The following is an 18,140-nucleotide window of genomic DNA, read 5'->3' on the forward strand; positions in this document are numbered from 1 at the left end:
TACTCTATGTAACGCGGACGTCCGGGCGTGTGTTCCGGACTCCGGGTTCGACTCACCGAACGGTCGCGGGCCCTGACAGACGGTTGGCCACCCGAACGTCCGGGTGACGCGCCATCGCGTGCTCCATGAGCACGCTCCACCGGCGGTCCAGCAGGTGCTTCTCCGTCGACGGACCGGGGTGGATCACCACCGACGCCTGGGCGCTGGCAGCGTGCGACTGCTCGACGATCTGCAAATATTCGGCGTCACTGGTCTCGTCAGTCCCCGCGATCACCACGGCGTGCGCCACGCCCACGTGCGCGGCCGCCCGAACGGTTTCCATGGCGCGCTCGAGCGTGGGTGCCAGAACCGGGGGATCTACGGTCACCTGAACGAGTTGTATGTACTCGTGGAGCACCGCGATCGCTTCGGGACGCTGACCATCCGTGTCGACCATCACGGGCACCTTTCCGGCCACCTGTCGCAAGGCGGCCAACAGGTAGTCCGAGTTACCCAGGGCGTCCCGACCCGCGACGCAGATCGAGTGAATCACCGAGCGCTCGAGTCCGCGCACCAATTCCCTGGCCAGCGCATCCGCTGAATACATCGTGGCGGTCTCGGCCGGCCCGGCAAAGCGCACGAATAACTGCCGCCGACCGGACCAGAGTCCGTGGCGCTGGATCCCCAGTGGAACCCCGGCCAGAGCCGCCGTGAGCATCGGCGTTGATCCCATGGTCGCGTAACTCCTCGTCAGGTCAGGGCCAGCGTCACAATACGTTCGCACAACTCGGGAAACGAGATCCCGGCCGCCGCGGCCGCCTGCGGCACCAGGCTCAATTGCGTCATCCCTGGCAGCGTGTTGGCCTCGAGGCAATAGAACTCTCCGTCGGGGCCCAGTCGGAAATCGATGCGAGCACAGCCACGGAGCTTGAGGATCCGGAACGCCTTGAGCGCCAGGGCCTGGACCCTCGCCGTCTCCGCTTCGGTCAGCGCCGCAGGAAAGATCTCGCGCGCCATCCCGGGCGTGTACTTGCACTCGTAGTCGTAGAGCTCGTGTTCCGGCACGATCTCCCCGACCGGAAGGGCCACGTCGCCCAGCACCGCGACGGTCAGCTCCCGGCCAGGAATGAACTGTTCGATCATCACCTCGTCATCGAACGTGCCAGCCAGCGTGATCGCTGGCTGAAGCTCGTCCGCCGATTTCACGAGCGAGAGACCGACCGTCGACCCCTGCTTCGACGGCTTGACGATGCAGGGGAAGCCGAGCGTCGCGGCCACTGTTGCTGTGTCGGCTGGCGCCATGATCCAGTTCGCCGTTGGCACGCCGGCACGTCGGAACAGGTGCTTTGACAGGTCCTTGTCCATCGCGAGCGCGCTCGCCAGGTGCCCGCTGCCGGTGTAGGGGACGCCGGTGAGGTCGAGCAGCGCCTGGATCGTGCCGTCCTCTCCACGTCCCCCGTGCAACGCCAGCATCACCACGTCGGCGCTCGGCAGTTCCGACATGGCCTGCGGCAGCGAACGATCGAGTCGTGCCAGCGCCTGCGTATCCGGCGGGACGGTGCGCATGACGCCACCGGCGAGCATCGCGGACTGATCGGCGGCACTCAACACGCCGGTGGCCGTATCGATCGCCGTCACCACATGCCCACGTGCGCGCAGCGCTTCGGCCATGCGAAGGCCGGACGCGAGGGACACATCGCGTTCACTCGACGTGCCCCCCATGAGGAGCGTGATCCGCAGGGAGGTCATGCGGCGCGCCGCTGCTCGACTGCAGGCCGTGCGTTCACCAATGGTGAGGTGACGTGCTTCACGGCTTCTTGAGGGTGTCACCCGGCTGGCGGGGCACCGTGGGAATCTTGAACTGAATCGGGAACAACACGGTGTAGGCGATCGGCTTGCCTTTGCGGATCGCGGGGCGAAAGGCGAGCGCACGCGCGCCGTTCACGGCCGACGTGTCAAACTGCGCGTATTTCGCCGGGACTTCCACGCGGGTGCTCTCCGGCACCGGACGCCCGTATTCGTCGATGTGCAGCCGCAGGGTGACACTGTCATCGACCAGCTGCAGGTACAGGCCAATGGGATACTGGAATGGCAGCGAGTCGTTGAGCAGCAACGGGAGCGAGTCGGGTGGCGACGTGTCGGGGCCGCGCAGGCGGTCGAGCGTGCCCTGAACCGCGTCACACCCGCTGAGGGTGACGACCAGGCCAAGGACACCGAGCCACGATGGGAAGGGCGATCGCATGACCCAATGTACTCGCACTCGCTAGCCCTCGCGGGCCTGTCGCACCAGCTCATCGACCAGGCGGAGTGCTTCGAGCGGCGTCATCGCCTCGGGCTCGAGGTCGCGGAGGCGCAGCACCACGGGGTGCGGATCGACCGTGAAGAGCGCAAGCTGCGCCGGCGCGGACTCTGCTTTCACCGGCGCCGGCCGGCGCCGAGCCGCGCCGACCTGCAGGGCGGCGGCGAGCTGTTCCCCTTCGAGCGAACGCAGCACCTCGCGCGCGCGCTGGATGACCGCGTTGGGGAGCCCGGCGAGTCGGCCGACCTCGATCCCGTAGGAGCGATCCGCACCACCGGGCTGCAATCGGTGCAGAAAGAGCACCTGATCGCCCACCTCGCGAACGGCCACGTTGAAGTTCCGCAGCGCGCCCAGCTCGTCGGCCAGTTGCGTGAGTTCGTGGTAGTGCGTGGCAAACACCGTCTTGCATCCCACGCGGTCGTGCAGGTGTTCACTCACGGCCCAGGCGATCGAGACGCCGTCGTAGGTCGACGTGCCGCGACCGATCTCGTCGAGCAGGACCAGGCTCCGCCTGGTGGCGGTATGCAGAATGGCGCTCGTCTCGGCCATTTCCACCATGAACGTCGACTGGCCGCGCACGAGGTTGTCGCTCGCGCCAACGCGCGTGAACAGGCGATCGACGATGCCGAGTCGCGCGCGGGTTGCCGGCACGAACGCCCCGACCTGCGCGATGAGCTGGATGAGACCGATTTGCCGGAGGATGGTCGACTTGCCGGCCATGTTGGGGCCGGTGAGGACGATCAGCCGCGCATCTTCGGTGAGCCGCACGTCGTTCGGAATGAACTTGTCGCGCGGCATCATCCGCTCCACCACCGGGTGTCGCCCTCCCGTGATCTCGAGGTCGAAGCCGTCGGTGATCTCCGGACGCGCGTAGCGCTCGCTGGCCGCCACCTCGGCAAAGGTGGAGAGCACGTCGAGCTGCGCGACCTTGGTCGATACGGCCTGCAGCCGGCGAATCTCCCGGGCGATCGCCACACGCAGCGCTTCGAAGAGTTCGCGCTCGCGCGTTTCGATACGCTCCGTGGCCGTGAGAACCTTCTCCTCGTACTCCTTGAGCGCCGGCGTCACATAGCGCTCGCCGCCCGTCAGCGTCTGGCGGCGCTGATAGTCCGCTGGGACGAGATGGCGATTTGCGTTGGTGATCTCGATGTAGTACCCGAAGACGCGATTGTAGCCGACCTTGAGCGACGGGATGCCCGTGCGCTCGCGCTCCTGCGCCTGGATGCGCGCAATCGCGTCCTTGCCACCGTCGCGCAGCGCACGCAGTTCGTCGAGAGAGCCGTCGACGCCGGCACGAATGGTGTCCGTGTCGCCGATGGCCACGGGCGCATCGTCGACGAGCGTGGCGCCGATCGACCGCGCGAGGTCATCGCACGAATCCCAGGTGGCTGCCAGTTCTGCGAGCCACCCACCGCCCGCGACGCGCTGCGCCGCATCGTGTACCAGCGGCAATCGCCCGAGCGAGGTTCCCAGAGCACCAAGCTCGCGCGGACTCGCGCGGCCGGCGGCCACCTTGCCGGCAAGTCGCTCCACGTCGCGAACACCATCGAGCGCTTCGCGCAGTGCCTCACGCTCCACTGGACGTCCGACGAACGCCTCCACGACGTCGAGCCGAGTCTCGATCGCGGCCCGTTCCACGAGCGGTGCCAGGAGCCATTGACGCATGAGGCGAGCGCCCATCGCCGTTTGCGTCCGATCGAAGACGCCGAACAGCGTTCCCGCTCGCTCTGCCGCTCCGCGTCCGTTGGGCTGCTCGGGTTCACCGCGGAGCGACTCCACCAACTCGAGGTTTCGCCGCGTCATCTCGTCGAGCGGCATCACACCACCCACGCGCTCGAGCGATGGACGCGCGAGATGCGGGATGCCCGATGGCTGCAACTCCCGCAGGTACCGCAGCAGTGCGCCGCCGGCGCCGACCGCGACCATGGCGTCGCTGCCGATGCCGAGCCCGTCGAGCGAGTGCAGTGCGAAGTGGCGCGTGAGCTCTTCGCGAGCCAGTTCGGCATCGAACTCCCACGCGTCGCGCTCCGTGACCAGGGCCCCGTCGGCGCGCGCTGGTGTGTTGGCTCCCACCACCGTCGCCCCGCGCGCCACGACGATCTCTCGCGGTGCAAACCGTGCCAGCACGGCGTCCGCATCGCGTGACGCCGCCAGCGTCAGGGTGAAGGCCCCCGTCGAGACATCCGCCGCAGCAATGCCGTACCAATCATCCACACGGTGGACGGCGCAGAGAAAGTTGTGGCGCGCGCTCTCGAGGAGGTCATCGGCAAACGCAGCGCCGGGCGTGATGGTCTCCACCACCTCGCGCCGCACGATGCCCTTGGCGAGCCTGGGATCCTCCACCTGCTCGCAGATCGCGACGCGAAACCCCTGGTGCACGAGCCGGCGCAGGTATTCGTTCACCGCCTTTACCGGAACGCCGGCGAGGGGAACTTCTGCTGCACCACCGTTGTTGCGACTCGTCAACGTGAGCCCGAGGATGCGCGAGGCGGTCTCCGCATCTTCGTAGAACATCTCGTAGAAGTCCCCCATGCGGAACAGCAGGATCGCGTCCGGATGCCGGGCCTTGATGTCCCGGTACTGCTGCATGAGGGGGGTCCCTTCGCGGCTCACCGTGCCTCGGCCTCGACCACGATGCCGTTGACGCGTGACCGCTTCATGCGGCCCTGTGCCGCCACCGCTTCGTCGCGCGTTGGATAGCGACCTACACGTACGCGGTACGGCGCGCGCACGCCAACGACGCGCACCTGAAATCCGCGCGCCTTGAGACGCGACGAAAGCGCCTCTGCGTCCCGCTTGCGCGCAAACGCCGCGACCTGCACGCTGTACTCCCTTGCGGGTTCAGCGCTCGGCGGGGGACGCGGCGGTGAGGACGACGCCGTGGTGTCAGCCGCCACCGAATCCCGGGGCGGCGACGCCGGCGAGGTCGGCATCATGCATCGGTTGCGCTGGTACTCCACCTGATTGCGCAGCTCCACGTCGTCGCGTGACACGCGTTCGCTGGCCACAAACAGCAGCTGGCACCCCGCCGCGAGATCCCCGTCCTCCAGCGCGAGCTGACCCGCCCAATACGCCGCGCGCGCGACGTGTGTGCCCGTCGGGAATTCGCGCGTGATTCGCTCGTATTGGCTGCGCGCGCCGGCGCGGTCACCCCGCGATTGCCGGAACTGCCCGACCATGTACATCGCGTCTTCGGCACGCGGCGAAAAGGGATACTCGATGCTCACCCGGAGGTAGTCGCGCTCGGCCGCGCCTGCGTCACTGGAGGCGTAGGCCCTCGCATACAGCGCTTCGCCGTATGCCATCGTGCCCGGCGTACGCACGGTCAGCGCGGAATCGGCGAGAGCGCGCGCACCGATTCGGTTTCCCGCGTTCACCAGTTGCTGCACCTGTGCGAACAGCGCATCGCCCTGCTGCGCCGAGGCCCGCGCTACAGGCCAGGCCAGGGTCGCGAGCAACAGCGCGACCGCCCACCGCGAAGCGCGTTCAGCGCGCACCATGACCCGCCGGCGCGCACATCGCGCAAAGCAGTGTCGACAGCAGCTGTTCATCAGAGGACAGACGAGAATCCTTGGCACCCAGGTCGGCGGCGCGCAACGCACGAACGGCGCGCGCGAGGCTCACACGGTCCCAGCGCGCAACGCCCCTGGCCCACGCGCGCGTGGCATCTCCCCAGGGCCGCATCGGTGACATGCCTGTGGCCTTGAGCAGATTCATGAACTCGCCCTGCATCCGATGCGGCGCGAGTCCGCGTTCGCGCGCCGCGACCCCCCATTGCAGGGCCAGCGTCTGCGCCGTGAGGGCCATGATCACGCTCACCGCCGTCGAGCGTGGCTGGGCCAGCACCGGCTCCACGGCCGCCAGGGCGCTGGGCAGGTCACGCACCGCGACGTGGTCGAGCAGTTCGCCTAACGACGCCTCGGCACGCTTTCCGACGACAGTGTCCACCGTACGCTCGTTAATGGACGCGCCGTTCGCGTAGCTCACCACCTTGTCCAGCTCCGCCGCCAGCAGCACCGTGTCGGCACCCGCGTTGCTCACCAGCGCCGACGCCGCCGGTTTGGACAGCGTCACGCCGTGTACCGCGCGCGCGTGCTCGATCAGCCAGGCCTGGAGCGCCTCACCCTCGAGCGGCTCCACCAGCACGGACACGGCCCGGTCGGCGAACGGCTCCTCCTTCTTGGTCCCGGCCAGGGCCACGAGGACGAGCACACTGTCAGGGGAAGGCCGCTCGAGGTAGCGCTCGAGCGTGGCACGCGTGTCCTTCTTGAGGGAACCGGTATCGCGAATTGCCACGGCCCGACGCGACGCCATCATCGGTGGCGTGCGCAGCAGCGATTCCACCTGCTCCGCATTGGCATCGGCGCCGCGAAAGCTGTCAAAGTTGAAGTCGCGCGTCGCCGGCTCCACGACGGCCTGTGACAGGCTTCGCAGAAGGTCATCCTTGCGAAACTCATCCTCACCGTGGATGTAGTACGCGGCTGCGTACCGGCCGCTCTGCATCGCGGCGCGCAAGTCGCGCAGGGCCGTCTTTGTCATGGCCCGGAATATAGAGGCCGCGGCCCGGTGGAACGGTGCCGCGCTCAGCGCGGCTCGGTCGGGTACGTGAGGCCTGCGGTGCGCAGCGTCGTTCCTGCGTCATCGCTCGCGCTAAGACGCAACGGAACTTCCTCCGCCAGCATCAACGCCGGAAAGATCGCCATCCCCGTCGACATGCTTGCCATGAAGGCTGGCGTCGCGTACGGCAGAGACGCCTCGGCAGCATTTCGCGGCGGCGTCATGACCACCGCAGGAAGCCGCACCACACGCGACGACGGCGGGTTACTGCGCCACATGGTGGCGGTCGCGCCAACGACCGCGAGCACGCCGGCGACCACGATCACCGATCCCCAGCGGCCCATGGGCGGGGGGATCGCGGGCCGCCAGGTGGCCGCCCGTCGCTCGGCGGCCAGGCGCTGGGCCAGACGTTCGCCGAAGTCCGCGGACGGTTCGATCGTGTGCAGGTGGCTCCGCGCAACCATCAGGCTGCGACGCACCCGGTGATCCCAGGTCGAACACACAGCACATCGCTCCAGATGTTCGCGCATTCGCCTGACGTCCACCCCGGGGAGGGTGTCATCTACAAACGCCAGATGCCTCTTGCGAAACGCGCGACAATCCATCGACAGGTCCAGGAAGCCAGCGACACTCGTTACCCACCGACGAGCGAGCGGTTCCCAAGTTGCAGCCTCGGCCATACCCCCTCAAGCTCCCGCCTTGCCAACGGTCGGACCGGAATCGAAACGCGGCGCGAGCCCCGGCAGGGACCCGCGCCGCCTGTTTCAACCCCGCGGGACGTCAGCCCAACGCAGGGCCGATGATCGACGCAAAGGCGTTGCGTGCCCGGTTCAGGCGCGACTTTACCGTGCCCAGGTTGCACTTCGTGATCTCGGCGATCTCCTCGTAGGACTTCCCTTCCAGCTCGCGCAGGACAAAGACTTGGCGATGGTGCTCAGGCAGACGGCCCACCGAGTCGTCCACCAGCTCCTTGAGATGGCGCTTCCGGTACAGGTCGTCCGGACGCCCCTGGGGATCCTCGAACTGCAGCGGGCGCTCGTCGTCTTGCCACGTCTTTCGGATCGCCTGGAAGAGCACAAGCGGGTTTCGCGACCGGTTCCGCAGCTCGTTCTTCGCCAGGTTCGACGCAATCGTGTAGATCCAGGTCGAAAACTTCTTGGACCGGTCGAACCGGTGGAGGTGCCGATACACCCGGATGAACACCTCCTGCACGAGGTCTTCCGCGCGCTCACGATCACCGATGGTCCGATAGATGAAGTTCAGGAGACGCGTCTGGTAGCGATCCACGAGTTCCTGAAACGCACGCTCCTCGCCCTCGAGGAACGCGCTCACGACGCCGGAATCATCCAGTCGGCGCAGCTGCTCCCGAACGACAGCGCCGGATGAGACAGGGGCCAGGTTATACGCGACGTCAGACATGATGCTCTCCAGTCAAGGACCGCTTACACCGACGGAGCTGCGTGCGCACTGCGGCGCTTCACGTCGGCAGACTTTCCAAAGGCACGCGCCGTGCCTCTGGAACATTGGTACGCTGCCGAGTGGTAAATGGTTTGCTCCACGATACTTAGACCGACGCACCTCGTCTGTATCCCTTGGGGCCTATCCTTCGGCGTCCCTTGGGGAGGACGATCTGTCAGTGCCCGATTCCGAAAAGTGGACACCGAGGAGTCGGTTCACCCCAGCCGGAAGCCGGCGGCGTAGAGCAGCGCGATGATGGTCTTCCCGTCGCTGATCGATCCGTCCTGAATCAGCCGGAGCGCTTGGGTGATCGACATCCGCTCCACCTCGATGAACTCGTCGTGCTCTCTGCTGGCGGCCCCGACCGTGATGTCCATCGCCATGAACAGGTGGATACGCTCGTCAGTGAATCCGGGCGTCGTGTAGATGGTGGTCAGGTGCTCCACCGTCTCGGCGTCACAACCGGTCTCCTCCCGCAGTTCCCGACGCGCGCACGCCTGCGGTGACTCCCCGACATCCAGTCGCCCAGCAGGGATCTCGTACATGAACTGCTCCGCCGCATAGCGGTATTGGCGGATGAGCATTACCTGCGGGTCCTCGCCCCTGGGGTCCGAGAGAAACGGAACCACCGCCGAGGCGCCGGGATGCCGGATCATTTCCAGCTCGCCCTCGCTGCCGTCGGGGAAGCGCACCTGATCGACGTCGAGGTTGATGATGCGACCGCTGTACGCCCGTCGCGATGCAATGCGTCCTGTGGCCATGTCGATGTCTGCCTCAGTTTCTCCGTTCGCGCCGGGTTCGCGGGCCCTGCACTGGTACCCTAGGCCAGGCGCTCCACGTCGCCCAGGTCCAGCGCGGCCAGCGGTTCACTGACCAGCCGTGCGTCGCCGACGATCACGTGTTGAAGTCGCTCCGGCCGCAGGTGGGTCTCGGCGACCCGCTGCACCTCGGCGATCGTGATCCGCGAAAGGCGCGTGCGGTACTCGTCGTAGTAGGACCGACCGAGCCCGAAGTGCTCGCGAAAGGCGATGGCATCGGCGATGGCCGCGGTCGTCTCGAAGCGCAACGGGAAGACCCCGGTGAGGTAGTCGATCGCAAGGGAGAGTTCTTCGCGCTGCACCGGCTCGTGGCGCATCCGGTCGATCTCGCGCAGGATCTCACGCACGGCGTCGGCCGTGACGTCGCTCTTCACCGCCGTCGACACTTCGAACACGCTCCCGTGACGTCGCCAGTCAAACGACGAAAAGGCTCCGTAGGTGTACGCTCGCTCTTCCCGCAGGTTCAGGTTGATGCGGGAGTTGAACACGCCGCCCAGAATCGCGTTCATCACGGCGAGCGCCATGAAGTCCGGATGCGTGCGCTCGACGCTCGCGTGACCCACACGAATCTCGCTCTGAGGCGCGTCCGGCTTGTGTGCGACGTACACCCCACGACCTGCGCGCATCATCACCGTTCGAGGCGTCGTGACCGGCGGCTCACGATCCTCCCATGCGCCAAATGATGCCTCGGCCAGTCGGATGACTTCATCCGGAATCACGTCGCCGCTCACGATCAGCAAGCTCGATCGCGGCGTGTGGCGCGCACGGTGGAAGGCACGGAGTGTGTCACCAGTGCATGCGGACACGCTCTGCTCCGACCCGGCGGCCGGAATGCCGTAGCGATCGGTGCCGCCGAAACACACGCTGGCAAACAGGTCGTCCGCGAGGCCTCGCGGTTCTGCCCGTTGCTGCAGCAGGTCGGAGAGTCGTTCCTTGCGCAACCGTTCGAGACCTGCTTCGGGGAACGACGCCTGCTGCACCACCTCGGCAAGTATCGCCATGGTCGCCGGAAGGCGCGCGCTCAGCACCGTCGTTCCGGCTTCGGCGTGCGTCCATCCGGCGTCGGCCACGAGTTCTCCGCCGAGACGCTCGAACGTCGCCGCGACCTCCGCCGCCGAGCGTGTGTCGGTGCCCTCGCCCAGGGCCTGCGCCGCCAGAGACGCCGCACCGGCCGTGGCCGCGTCATCGCGTTCTGCGCCGGCATCGGCCGTGTACAGCACTGTGGCCGCAGGCAGCCGGGACATCGGAACGATCGCCACCCGAAGACCGTTCGCGAGCGAATGCTCGATGGAGGCAGGAAAGCTGTAGGGGCGTGGCACCCCGGGCCCCGGACGCTTGCTCATGCCACCGCCTCCGTGCCGGCCCGCGGCACGAACACCAGCGACACGCGATTGTCTGTGCCCAGCCATGCGCGGGCGAATTGCGTCACCGCGTCAGCATCTACTGCGTCAAGGCGCGCCACCTGACTGTTCAGCAGGGCCGGGTCGCCCAGGTAGGTCGCGTACTGCGACAGTCGGTCGGCACGTGCCTGCGCCGACTGCATGGACGTCACGAACTCCGTCGTCGTCAGCGCCACGGCACGCTCGATGTCGCTGGCGGTACACCCTTCGCGCGCCAGCGCGTCCACTTCGCCGGCCACCGCCGACTCCAGCGTCGCGGCGTCAACACCAGCTCGCGCAGTCACCTCGAGAATCAGCAGGTCGCTCCCTCGTGCGAGGTCAAACGTGTACGCCACCGCCGACGTGGCGAGCTGCTGTTCACGCACCAGGCGCTGGTGGAGCCGGCTCCCCTTCCCGCTGCCAAGGACCGCGGTCGTGATGGCCGCCGCCGCGTGGAGCGGCGTCCCGAACGGTGGCGTGCGAAAGGCCAGGTAGACGCGTGGCACCATGACGTCGTCTTCGACCACGTCGCGGATCCATGAGCCGACGCGTGGGGCGATGTCGGTCGATGGAGTTGCCGGGCGACCCGGTCCTCGTGGAATGCCGCCAAACGTGGACGAGGCCAGCGACACGGCGTCGGCGACGTCCACGTCACCCACGATGGTCAGCACCGCATTGTCCGGCGTGTACCACGTGGCGAAGAACTCCTTCACGTCGTCGAGCAACGCGGCGTCCAGGTCTTCCATCGACCCGATCAGGCTGTGGTGAAACGGATGTTCAGGCGGAAAGGCCAGCGCCGGAAGCCGCTCCCACCAGGTACCGTATGGCTGGTTGTCCACCGACCAACGGCGCTCGTTCTTCACCACGTCGCGCTGCGTGTCCAGCTTCTCCTGCGTCATTGCCGGGAGCAGCCGCCCCATGCGATCCGCCTCCAGCCAGAGCGCCAGCGCGAGTTGGTGGGACGGAACGGTCTCGTAGTAGTTGGTGCGTTCGATCCACGTCGACCCGTTCACAGTGCCCCCGGCACGCTGGACCAGTTCGAAATGTTCGTTGGCCGCCACATGCTCCGATCCCTGGAACAGCATGTGCTCAAACAGGTGCGCAAACCCCGTGCGTCCTGGTCGCTCGTTTGCGCTGCCCACGTGGTACCAGACGTTGACGGCCACGATTGGAGCCGTCCGGTCCGGGGAGATGACCAAGCGGAGTCCGTTGGCGAGGACGTGTGTGTGAATCGGAAGCTGCACGAGGAGGTCGGGTCAGGGCGAGGCGCGCCCGGTGCCGAAGGGCAGGGTCACTCCATAATACGCCACTGGATTGAAGCGGTCGCGCGTCCCCTCGAAGGTGGTGTTCGGCGTGAGGGTCTGCTCCAGCATGCCGTACAGGCGCAACCGCGCGAGCGGACCATCGAAACCGGAGAGCAGGCGACGGCCCACGTGTACGGTGACGCTCGTCCCGAGCGCCACGTCGCGGCCATACACGCGAGGATTGTGTTGCCCACCGCCACCAAACGTGTAGGTCAGGAGAAGCGGGGCGTCGAGGCTCAGCCATCCGGCCGTTCGCCCCGCGCCAAGCACGGGAAACACGTTCCCGACAAACAGGACCGGTGTGTTGGTGTTGCGCCTCGAGGCGCCGCTGGACCCGTACGGCGTCACGCTCCCGCCCACCATCAGCGTGAGCCACGGCCATCGCGTTGGCACTACGCCGCTGAAACGCAAGTTGAAGCCGGTGGTCGCCGGCTCTCCACTGGGGGCAGAAACGAAGTCGGCCGTCATCATGCCTGGCTGCAGGAGGACCGTAGGGGCACGGGGATCCTGCGCCCGGGCCGATCCAGCCATCACCAGGAACACCGCGAGAATCCCGCCACGGATGGCTAACGGCCCCATGCGTGCCACCCCATCAGCAGCGAAGCCGGAACCTTGACGGACTCACTCAGCACGTAGGCCAGCGTTTCCGCCCGGTTGGCCGAGATGGGACTCGTTCGCGTGGGGGACGCCGAGACGCGGAGCCCGCGCTGCCACGACAGCAGCTGGAGCCGCAGCATGTGAAACGGGTCGCTGACGAGGATCGCATGCTCCAGCCTGGCGCCCCGCATCAACTCCACGACGGCATCGAGCGATTCGTCGGTGTTCCGACCCTTGGTTTCCAGCAGCATCGAGGCCGCCGGGATGCCGCGTTTGCGAAGGTAGGCGCGCCCCACTTCGGCTTCACTGGTCGTGTCGCCCTCCCCTTGGCCGCCGGTGAGAATCACCGCGGGGGCCATTCGTGCCTTCCAGAGGTCGAAGGCGTGATCCAGGCGCGATCGCAGGACCGGCGACGGCCGGCCTGCATACTGCGCAGCGCCCAGCACGACGATCACGTCGGCCGGGTCCACAGCATCGCGCCTGCCCCAGAGGATCACCGCAACGACCGACAGGGACCAGCCGACCAGCACCACGACCAATACCTTGAACAGGACGCGCGGCATCTTCGTCACACCGCGAACTATATCGACGCTGCGGGGCCCCCGCAGCGGGCCACACGGATGTCACGCACTCTGGCTCAGGACCGCCAACCAGAACATGTCGAACGCCGCCCGGGGGGTCGCGATCGCCCCCTGCGCCATGCGCAGCAATAGGCCCTCTCGAAACGCTTGCTCGACTTCGGTGAGGTGCGCCAGCGGCAGTCGCGGGATCAGCTGCAGCCGTTGAAAGATCCCTTCCACGCTCCGCTGCGCGTGTGAACGGCGCTGCTCGAGGGATCGCGCGGCCGCGTCGCGAAGTCCGGGGAGCCCGGCGTCAGCGAGCACAAGCAGGATCGCGTATTCGCCCTGCTCGTGTTCGGCATCGAGATACTGCCACAGGTCATCGAGGACATGCGTCGTCGAGTCCCGGTCCATCATGCCTCGCTCGCGCGCGAGCACCCGATGTGTGAGCCACTCGACCATCGCAGCAAGCAGCGCGGCTTTCGTGTGAAAATGATAGATGACGAGCGCTTTGCTCACACCTGCCTGAATGCTCGCACGCTGGAGCGAGAATCCGGTGAGCCCGTCGACGCGCAGGCTGGCGAGCGCTCCGGCAAGAATCCGCGCCCGGCCATCCGACGGCGACGGCGTTGCCTGGAGGACGTGGTCCACCGTGGCCACGCGCCTCAGACGACGACGCGCTGGCCGCGAGACGGGATCGACACGGGAAACCCATCCCCGCTGAGGACACCACCCAGGGTTTCCTGGGCCGCCTGCTCACCATGGACGAGAAAGACGCGGCGTGGCGCCTGACGACCGCCATCACGCAGGCTGTGCATCCATTCGCGAAGATCCGTGCGATCGCCGTGCGCGCTATACCCGTTGATTACCTCGACCGCGGCGCGCAGCGGAATCTCGTCTCCAAATACCTTGATGACGGCCTGGCGTTCAACGATCCGGCGACCGAGCGTGTGCTCCGCCTGGAACCCCACGATGAGGACGGTGTTGCGTGGATCGGAGGCACCGTTCGCCAGGTGATGCACGATGCGTCCGGACTCCGCCATGCCCGAGGCCGCGATGATGATCATGGGCCCGCGCATGCTGTTGAGCGCCTTGGATTCGCTCGCGTCCCGCGTGTACCGCACGAGGTCGAACCGAAAGAGCTGATCGACCGACCGCACCAGACGCTCGCCGCGGTCGAACGTATCGGGGTGTAGCTCGAACACCGCCGTCGCATTGATCGCAAGCGGGCTGTCGATGAAGATCGGCACCTGCGGAATCCGGCCCGCGCGTGCGAGCTCGTGCAGCTCGTAGACGATCTCCTGTGTGCGCCCCACCGCGAAGGACGGAATCAGGATCTTGCCGCCACGCGCCGCCGTCTCCGAGACCACGGTCGCCAGTCGGTTTTTCGCATCGCTCACGGCCGGATGGTCACGGTTCCCGTACGTGCTCTCCATGATGACCACGTCCGCGCCACCCGGAGGCACCACGGGATCCCTGATGATCGGAAGCCCCTTGCGACCCACATCTCCGGAGAAGACCAACCGCGTGGTCTGCCCCTGGTCTTCGCACTCGAGAACCACGGACGCACTCCCGAGGATGTGGCCGGCCTCGATGAACGTGAGGCGGATCCCCGGCAGGATTTCCTTTGGGCGATTGATCGGCAGTCCGATCATCTGCGCGAGCACGCGGGACGCGTCGCGCACCGAGTAGAGGGGCGCCACATGTTCTCGGTGGCGCCGCGTCAGAAACTCCGCATCCTTTTCCTGGATGTGGGCAGCATCGGCCAGCATGTACGCACTCAGGTCGCGAGTCGCCGGCGTGCACCAGATGTCACGTCCGTACCCGCGCCCCACGAGCATCGGGAGCCGACCGGCGTGATCGATGTGCGCGTGCGAGAGCACCACCACGTCCACCTCCGCCGGGTCGATCGGCATCGCGCGATTCTTCGCGTCTGACTCCGCACGGCGCCCCTGGAACAATCCACAGTCGAGCATCACCGTGCGCCCGCCGACGTGCACGAGGTGGCATGATCCGGTAACCTCGCGCGCCGCTCCGGCGAACGTGATCTCCATTGCGCGACTCCTCGCCTCGGGTTGCTGACGCGGGCGAAGATAGTACCTTGGCCGTCATGGACACCACCCTCACGAGCGCGAACCTTACCGTCGTCAAGCATCCGCTGGTGAAGCACAAGCTCACCATGCTGCGCGACCGTCGGACACCCAAGAAGATCTTCAAGGAACTCGTCGACGAGATCGCAATGCTCATGGCCTATGAGGCCACTGCCGACCTCACGCTCGAACGCGTAGAGGTACAGACGCCACTCGAGCAGGCCCTGGGATGGCAGGTCAGTGGCAAGAAGCTCACGCTCGTGCCGATCCTGCGCGCAGGGCTCGGAATGGTCGAGGGTATCCTGCGACTCGTGCCCTCGGCACGCGTCGGCCACGTGGGTTTGTATCGCGATCACGACACGCTCGAACCCGTCGACTACTATTTCAAGGTTCCCGCCGATGCGGCCGAGCGCGATTTTTTTCTTCTCGATCCCATGCTCGCCACAGGTGGAAGTGCGGTCTCGGCGATCACGTCGCTCAAACGCGTGGGCGCGACGCGCATTCGCCTGCTCTGCCTCGTCGCGGCGCCTGAAGGCGTACGTCGCCTGCATGCCGCGCATCCGGAGATCCCCATTTTCTGCGCCGCACTCGACCGCGAGCTCAACACGCACGGGTACATCCTGCCCGGCCTTGGCGACGCGGGCGATCGCCTCTTCGGTACGCGCTGACTTCGACTTGCTCGCTTTTCATCGCCCGCGGCGTGACAGCGAAAGCCTGTCTTGTTCGCATTCACGTGGACCCTTACATTCCGCCGCGTTCCGACACGCCGCGTCGTCACCCGCGCCCGATCGCTGATGCTCATCAACCTGATTCCGGACTTCTTTGCGGTCCTGAACAGTTCCGATCGAGTCGCCGCGTATCAGCAGTACTTCGAAGCGCACCGGGCCCGGTTGTCGGCCTACTGGAACAACTACGTCTTCGATCCGGAAAGCGAGCATTTCCTGGATGTGGTCCGCATGACCGTGTATGCGGATCGTACCGACCTCCGAGCCATGCTCGAGCGCACGGACGTGGTGCAGCTGGCCCAGCAGACGGAGGCGCGATGTGCGGAGTTGTTAGGTGCCGACACTGACCTCGATGTGGTTCTCATGGTTGGTGTTGGTGGCGCCAACGCTGGCGAGCTCGTCGTCGCGGGTCGCGGAACTGCATTTGTCTCGCTCGAACACTTCACCGGCGTGGCCAATCCCGAGACTCAGGGCCTTGGCCTCGACCCGGAGCTGATTCCGCTCTGGCTCGCCCACGAAATCGCGCACGTCATTCGGTACACGTCACCCTCGAGCCGGAGCGAGATCCGGGAGCTCGTCTCGGAGGCAGAGGGTTACTACTCGTATTGGGAGACGGGGCGTCGCGCGTCCTTGCGGGAACTGCTGATCAACGAAGGACTGGCCGTGACCGTATCGCGCGAGGTGAGCCCAGGTCACGCCGCGTGGGAGTACTACGGGTACGGGCGTCGACAGTACGCGCGTGTCCGGGAGCTCGAACCCGGGATTTCCCGCGCGGTGCAAGCTGACCTCGACAACCGCGCATTGGGCCTGCGAATCCGGTACCTGCTGGGTGGCACCAGCGAAGAGACCAGATCCCTGGACCGGATGGTTATTCCCGAGCGTTCCGGCTACTTCATCGGAACACGCATGGTGGAGAGCGCCATCGAGCATCACGGGCTCCCCTGGGCGCTCCGCGCCAGCGCGGAAGAGATCGTGGGTGTGCCGCCAGCTTCTGCCGCGACGGCCTGATCCGCTATTTCCCCACGCAAAAGGTCCGAAAGACCCGCTCGAGGACGTCCTCGATGTCCACGCTCCCGATCAACGCATCCAGGCAGGTCACGGCAGTCCGAATGTGAACCGCCGCGATGGTTGCCGGTAGATCCGCTGCCTCCCAGACCTGCACGAACTCGGCAAGCTCTCGGCGTGCGGCCTCGAGGCCGGCTTGCTGTCGTGCTCGCGTGACCAGCACACCATCAATCGGGACGGAGCCCAGCGTGTTACCGAGCTGCTGGTCCATCAGCAGGAGCAGACGGTCCAGTCCCGTACACGTGGTTGCCGACACGTGAACGTCTGCGCCGTCGAGCGGCTTCGTGTCGTGTCGATCAGCTTTGGTTGCGACACGAATCGCTGGCGCCGACGTGCGCGCTCGCACATGCGCCAGGGCGCGATCAAGCTCTTCCGCCGTCTCACCACAGACCAGTACCAGGTGTGCGTTGGCGATATGTCGCTCGCTCACCTCGATGCCAAGCCGCTCGAGCTGGTCCTCTGTTTCGCGTAGCCCCGCCGTGTCGACTAGCCGGATCGGCCACGCCGGTCGATCCACGCGCGCTTCGATCGCATCACGCGTGGTCCCGGCGATCTCGGTGACAATCGCGCGCTCCGTTCCGAGCAGCGCGTTGAACAACGACGATTTGCCGGTATTCGGCTCACCGGCAAGGACGACGAGCGCACCATCCCGGGCGACTTCGCCAAGCGGCACGGTGGCCACCAGCGCGGTGATGCGGTCCGCGGCATGTCGCGCGGCATCGGCGATTCGGACCCGCGCCACGGGCCCGTCATCTTCCTCTGGAAAGTCCACGTCGTAGGCCAGCAGGGCCTCAATATCCAGCATCGCTTCTCGCAACTCCTGGACAAGGGCCGACAGGCCCCCGTGAAGTTGCGCAAGTGCGATCTGCCGATGGGTGGTCGTTGTCGCATCCACGAGGTCGGCGATCGCCTCGGCCTGGAGCAGATCCATCTTGCCGTTGAGGACAGCGCGTTGGGTAAACTCCCCGGGATCCGCCGGTCGTGCACCGAGGTGAACCATCACGGCCATGAGGTCACGCACGACGCTGAGGCCGCCGTGACACGAGAACTCGACGATCGGCTCCCCGGTATACGAGCGTGGGGCGTCGAAACGCGTCACGATGGCGTCGTCGATCGGTCGCTCGGTTTCCGGGTCCATCACGAGCGTGCGCACGGCGCTCCGCGCCTCGACAGGCCACCGCGCACACACTCGCCGACCGAGGACATGGGCATCGGCCCCGCTCAGGCGCAGCACGGCAATAGCGCTTCGACCCGGCACAGTGCCCGGTGCAACGATCGTATCCGAGCGGAGTTGCATGGGCACGGCAGT

Annotated in this window: 18 protein-coding genes; 2 read left to right on the forward strand and 16 right to left on the reverse strand. The window is 66.6% G+C overall.

All coding sequences use genetic code 11. The features are described from left to right. Positions 1-52 precede the first annotated feature (52 nt). From IT361_10615 to IT361_10685, 15 genes are all read right to left on the reverse strand, one after another. A complete protein-coding gene (locus tag IT361_10615) occupies positions 53-712 on the reverse strand; it encodes a hypothetical protein (GenBank protein ID MCC6318131.1) in 660 nt (219 codons plus the stop codon). A gap of 17 nt (positions 713-729) precedes the next feature. Continuing rightward, on the reverse strand, positions 730-1,728 hold the full coding sequence (locus tag IT361_10620; GenBank protein MCC6318132.1) for a D-alanine--D-alanine ligase: 999 nt from the start codon (positions 1,726-1,728) through the stop codon (positions 730-732). Between the two features lie 58 nt (positions 1,729-1,786). Then, positions 1,787-2,221: an energy transducer TonB gene (locus IT361_10625; GenBank protein ID MCC6318133.1), complete on the reverse strand. Its 435-nt coding sequence runs from the start codon at positions 2,219-2,221 to the stop codon at positions 1,787-1,789. A gap of 21 nt (positions 2,222-2,242) precedes the next feature. Continuing rightward, on the reverse strand, positions 2,243-4,867 hold the full coding sequence (gene mutS / locus IT361_10630) for a DNA mismatch repair protein MutS (protein MCC6318134.1): 2,625 nt from the start codon (positions 4,865-4,867) through the stop codon (positions 2,243-2,245). Positions 4,868-4,887: 20 nt separating this feature from the next. Then, entirely contained in the window at positions 4,888-5,778 is an 891-nt protein-coding gene (locus IT361_10635; protein MCC6318135.1) for an SPOR domain-containing protein, read from the reverse strand. Next, positions 5,765-6,817 carry a DNA polymerase III subunit delta gene (holA, locus tag IT361_10640; protein MCC6318136.1) on the reverse strand — a complete coding sequence of 351 codons (1,053 nt, stop codon included), beginning with the start codon at positions 6,815-6,817 and terminating at the stop codon, positions 5,765-5,767. Before holA ends, IT361_10635 begins: the two co-directional genes overlap by 14 nt. 44 nt (positions 6,818-6,861) lie before the next feature. After that, positions 6,862-7,440, reverse strand: a complete 579-nt coding sequence (locus IT361_10645) for a zf-HC2 domain-containing protein (GenBank protein MCC6318137.1) — start codon at positions 7,438-7,440, stop codon at positions 6,862-6,864. A gap of 175 nt (positions 7,441-7,615) precedes the next feature. Further along, entirely contained in the window at positions 7,616-8,254 is a 639-nt protein-coding gene (locus IT361_10650; protein MCC6318138.1) for a sigma-70 family RNA polymerase sigma factor, read from the reverse strand. 254 nt (positions 8,255-8,508) lie between these two features. After that, a complete protein-coding gene (locus IT361_10655; GenBank protein ID MCC6318139.1) occupies positions 8,509-9,054 on the reverse strand; it encodes an NUDIX hydrolase in 546 nt (181 codons plus the stop codon). Between the two features lie 59 nt (positions 9,055-9,113). After that, positions 9,114-10,454: an insulinase family protein gene (locus IT361_10660; GenBank protein MCC6318140.1), complete on the reverse strand. Its 1,341-nt coding sequence runs from the start codon at positions 10,452-10,454 to the stop codon at positions 9,114-9,116. Then, entirely contained in the window at positions 10,451-11,734 is a 1,284-nt protein-coding gene (locus tag IT361_10665; GenBank protein MCC6318141.1) for an insulinase family protein, read from the reverse strand. The genes IT361_10660 and IT361_10665 overlap by 4 nt, the downstream gene beginning before the upstream one ends. Before the next feature lie 12 nt (positions 11,735-11,746). Next, on the reverse strand, positions 11,747-12,373 hold the full coding sequence (locus IT361_10670) for a hypothetical protein (GenBank protein MCC6318142.1): 627 nt from the start codon (positions 12,371-12,373) through the stop codon (positions 11,747-11,749). Next, on the reverse strand, positions 12,361-12,963 hold the full coding sequence (locus IT361_10675; GenBank protein ID MCC6318143.1) for a YdcF family protein: 603 nt from the start codon (positions 12,961-12,963) through the stop codon (positions 12,361-12,363). Before IT361_10675 ends, IT361_10670 begins: the two co-directional genes overlap by 13 nt. Before the next feature lie 51 nt (positions 12,964-13,014). After that, positions 13,015-13,602 carry a TetR/AcrR family transcriptional regulator gene (locus IT361_10680; protein MCC6318144.1) on the reverse strand — a complete coding sequence of 196 codons (588 nt, stop codon included), beginning with the start codon at positions 13,600-13,602 and terminating at the stop codon, positions 13,015-13,017. 14 nt (positions 13,603-13,616) lie between these two features. Beyond that, positions 13,617-15,005 carry an MBL fold metallo-hydrolase gene (locus IT361_10685; GenBank protein ID MCC6318145.1) on the reverse strand — a complete coding sequence of 463 codons (1,389 nt, stop codon included), beginning with the start codon at positions 15,003-15,005 and terminating at the stop codon, positions 13,617-13,619. Positions 15,006-15,061: 56 nt separating this feature from the next. On the opposite strand from IT361_10685, the gene upp reads away from it, so the two are divergent. Beyond that, on the forward strand, positions 15,062-15,709 hold the full coding sequence (gene upp / locus IT361_10690; GenBank protein MCC6318146.1) for a uracil phosphoribosyltransferase: 648 nt from the start codon (positions 15,062-15,064) through the stop codon (positions 15,707-15,709). Between the two features lie 126 nt (positions 15,710-15,835). Then, on the forward strand, positions 15,836-16,774 hold the full coding sequence (locus IT361_10695; GenBank protein ID MCC6318147.1) for a hypothetical protein: 939 nt from the start codon (positions 15,836-15,838) through the stop codon (positions 16,772-16,774). A gap of 4 nt (positions 16,775-16,778) precedes the next feature. On the opposite strand, the gene mnmE is transcribed toward IT361_10695, so the two are convergent. Continuing rightward, the gene (mnmE, locus tag IT361_10700; GenBank protein MCC6318148.1) at positions 16,779-18,128 is read right to left on the reverse strand and encodes a tRNA uridine-5-carboxymethylaminomethyl(34) synthesis GTPase MnmE; all 1,350 of its coding nucleotides are present in this window, start codon (positions 18,126-18,128) and stop codon (positions 16,779-16,781) included. Positions 18,129-18,140 lie beyond the last annotated feature (12 nt).

Source organism: Gemmatimonadaceae bacterium (genome assembly GCA_020846935.1).
In the GTDB taxonomy this organism is placed as follows: domain Bacteria; phylum Gemmatimonadota; class Gemmatimonadetes; order Gemmatimonadales; family Gemmatimonadaceae; genus RBC101.

Bases quoted from the DNA above. Each gene is read 5' to 3' on its own strand.
- IT361_10695 (MCC6318147.1), top strand. From the start codon at position 15,836: ATGCTCATCAACCTGATTCCGGACTTCTTTGCGGTCCTGAACAGTTCC.
- IT361_10635 (MCC6318135.1), bottom strand. From the start codon at position 5,778: ATGGTGCGCGCTGAACGCGCTTCGCGGTGGGCGGTCGCGCTGTTGCTC.
- IT361_10620 (MCC6318132.1), bottom strand. From the start codon at position 1,728: ATGACCTCCCTGCGGATCACGCTCCTCATGGGGGGCACGTCGAGTGAA.
- mutS (MCC6318134.1), bottom strand. From the start codon at position 4,867: ATGCAGCAGTACCGGGACATCAAGGCCCGGCATCCGGACGCGATCCTG.
- mnmE (MCC6318148.1), bottom strand. From the start codon at position 18,128: ATGCAACTCCGCTCGGATACGATCGTTGCACCGGGCACTGTGCCGGGT.
- upp (MCC6318146.1), top strand. From the start codon at position 15,062: ATGGACACCACCCTCACGAGCGCGAACCTTACCGTCGTCAAGCATCCG.
- IT361_10660 (MCC6318140.1), bottom strand. From the start codon at position 10,454: ATGAGCAAGCGTCCGGGGCCCGGGGTGCCACGCCCCTACAGCTTTCCT.
- IT361_10670 (MCC6318142.1), bottom strand. From the start codon at position 12,373: ATGGGGCCGTTAGCCATCCGTGGCGGGATTCTCGCGGTGTTCCTGGTG.
- IT361_10645 (MCC6318137.1), bottom strand. From the start codon at position 7,440: ATGGATTGTCGCGCGTTTCGCAAGAGGCATCTGGCGTTTGTAGATGAC.
- IT361_10655 (MCC6318139.1), bottom strand. From the start codon at position 9,054: ATGGCCACAGGACGCATTGCATCGCGACGGGCGTACAGCGGTCGCATC.
- holA (MCC6318136.1), bottom strand. From the start codon at position 6,817: ATGACAAAGACGGCCCTGCGCGACTTGCGCGCCGCGATGCAGAGCGGC.
- IT361_10615 (MCC6318131.1), bottom strand. From the start codon at position 712: ATGGGATCAACGCCGATGCTCACGGCGGCTCTGGCCGGGGTTCCACTG.
- IT361_10650 (MCC6318138.1), bottom strand. From the start codon at position 8,254: ATGTCTGACGTCGCGTATAACCTGGCCCCTGTCTCATCCGGCGCTGTC.
- IT361_10625 (MCC6318133.1), bottom strand. From the start codon at position 2,221: ATGCGATCGCCCTTCCCATCGTGGCTCGGTGTCCTTGGCCTGGTCGTC.
- IT361_10685 (MCC6318145.1), bottom strand. From the start codon at position 15,005: ATGGAGATCACGTTCGCCGGAGCGGCGCGCGAGGTTACCGGATCATGC.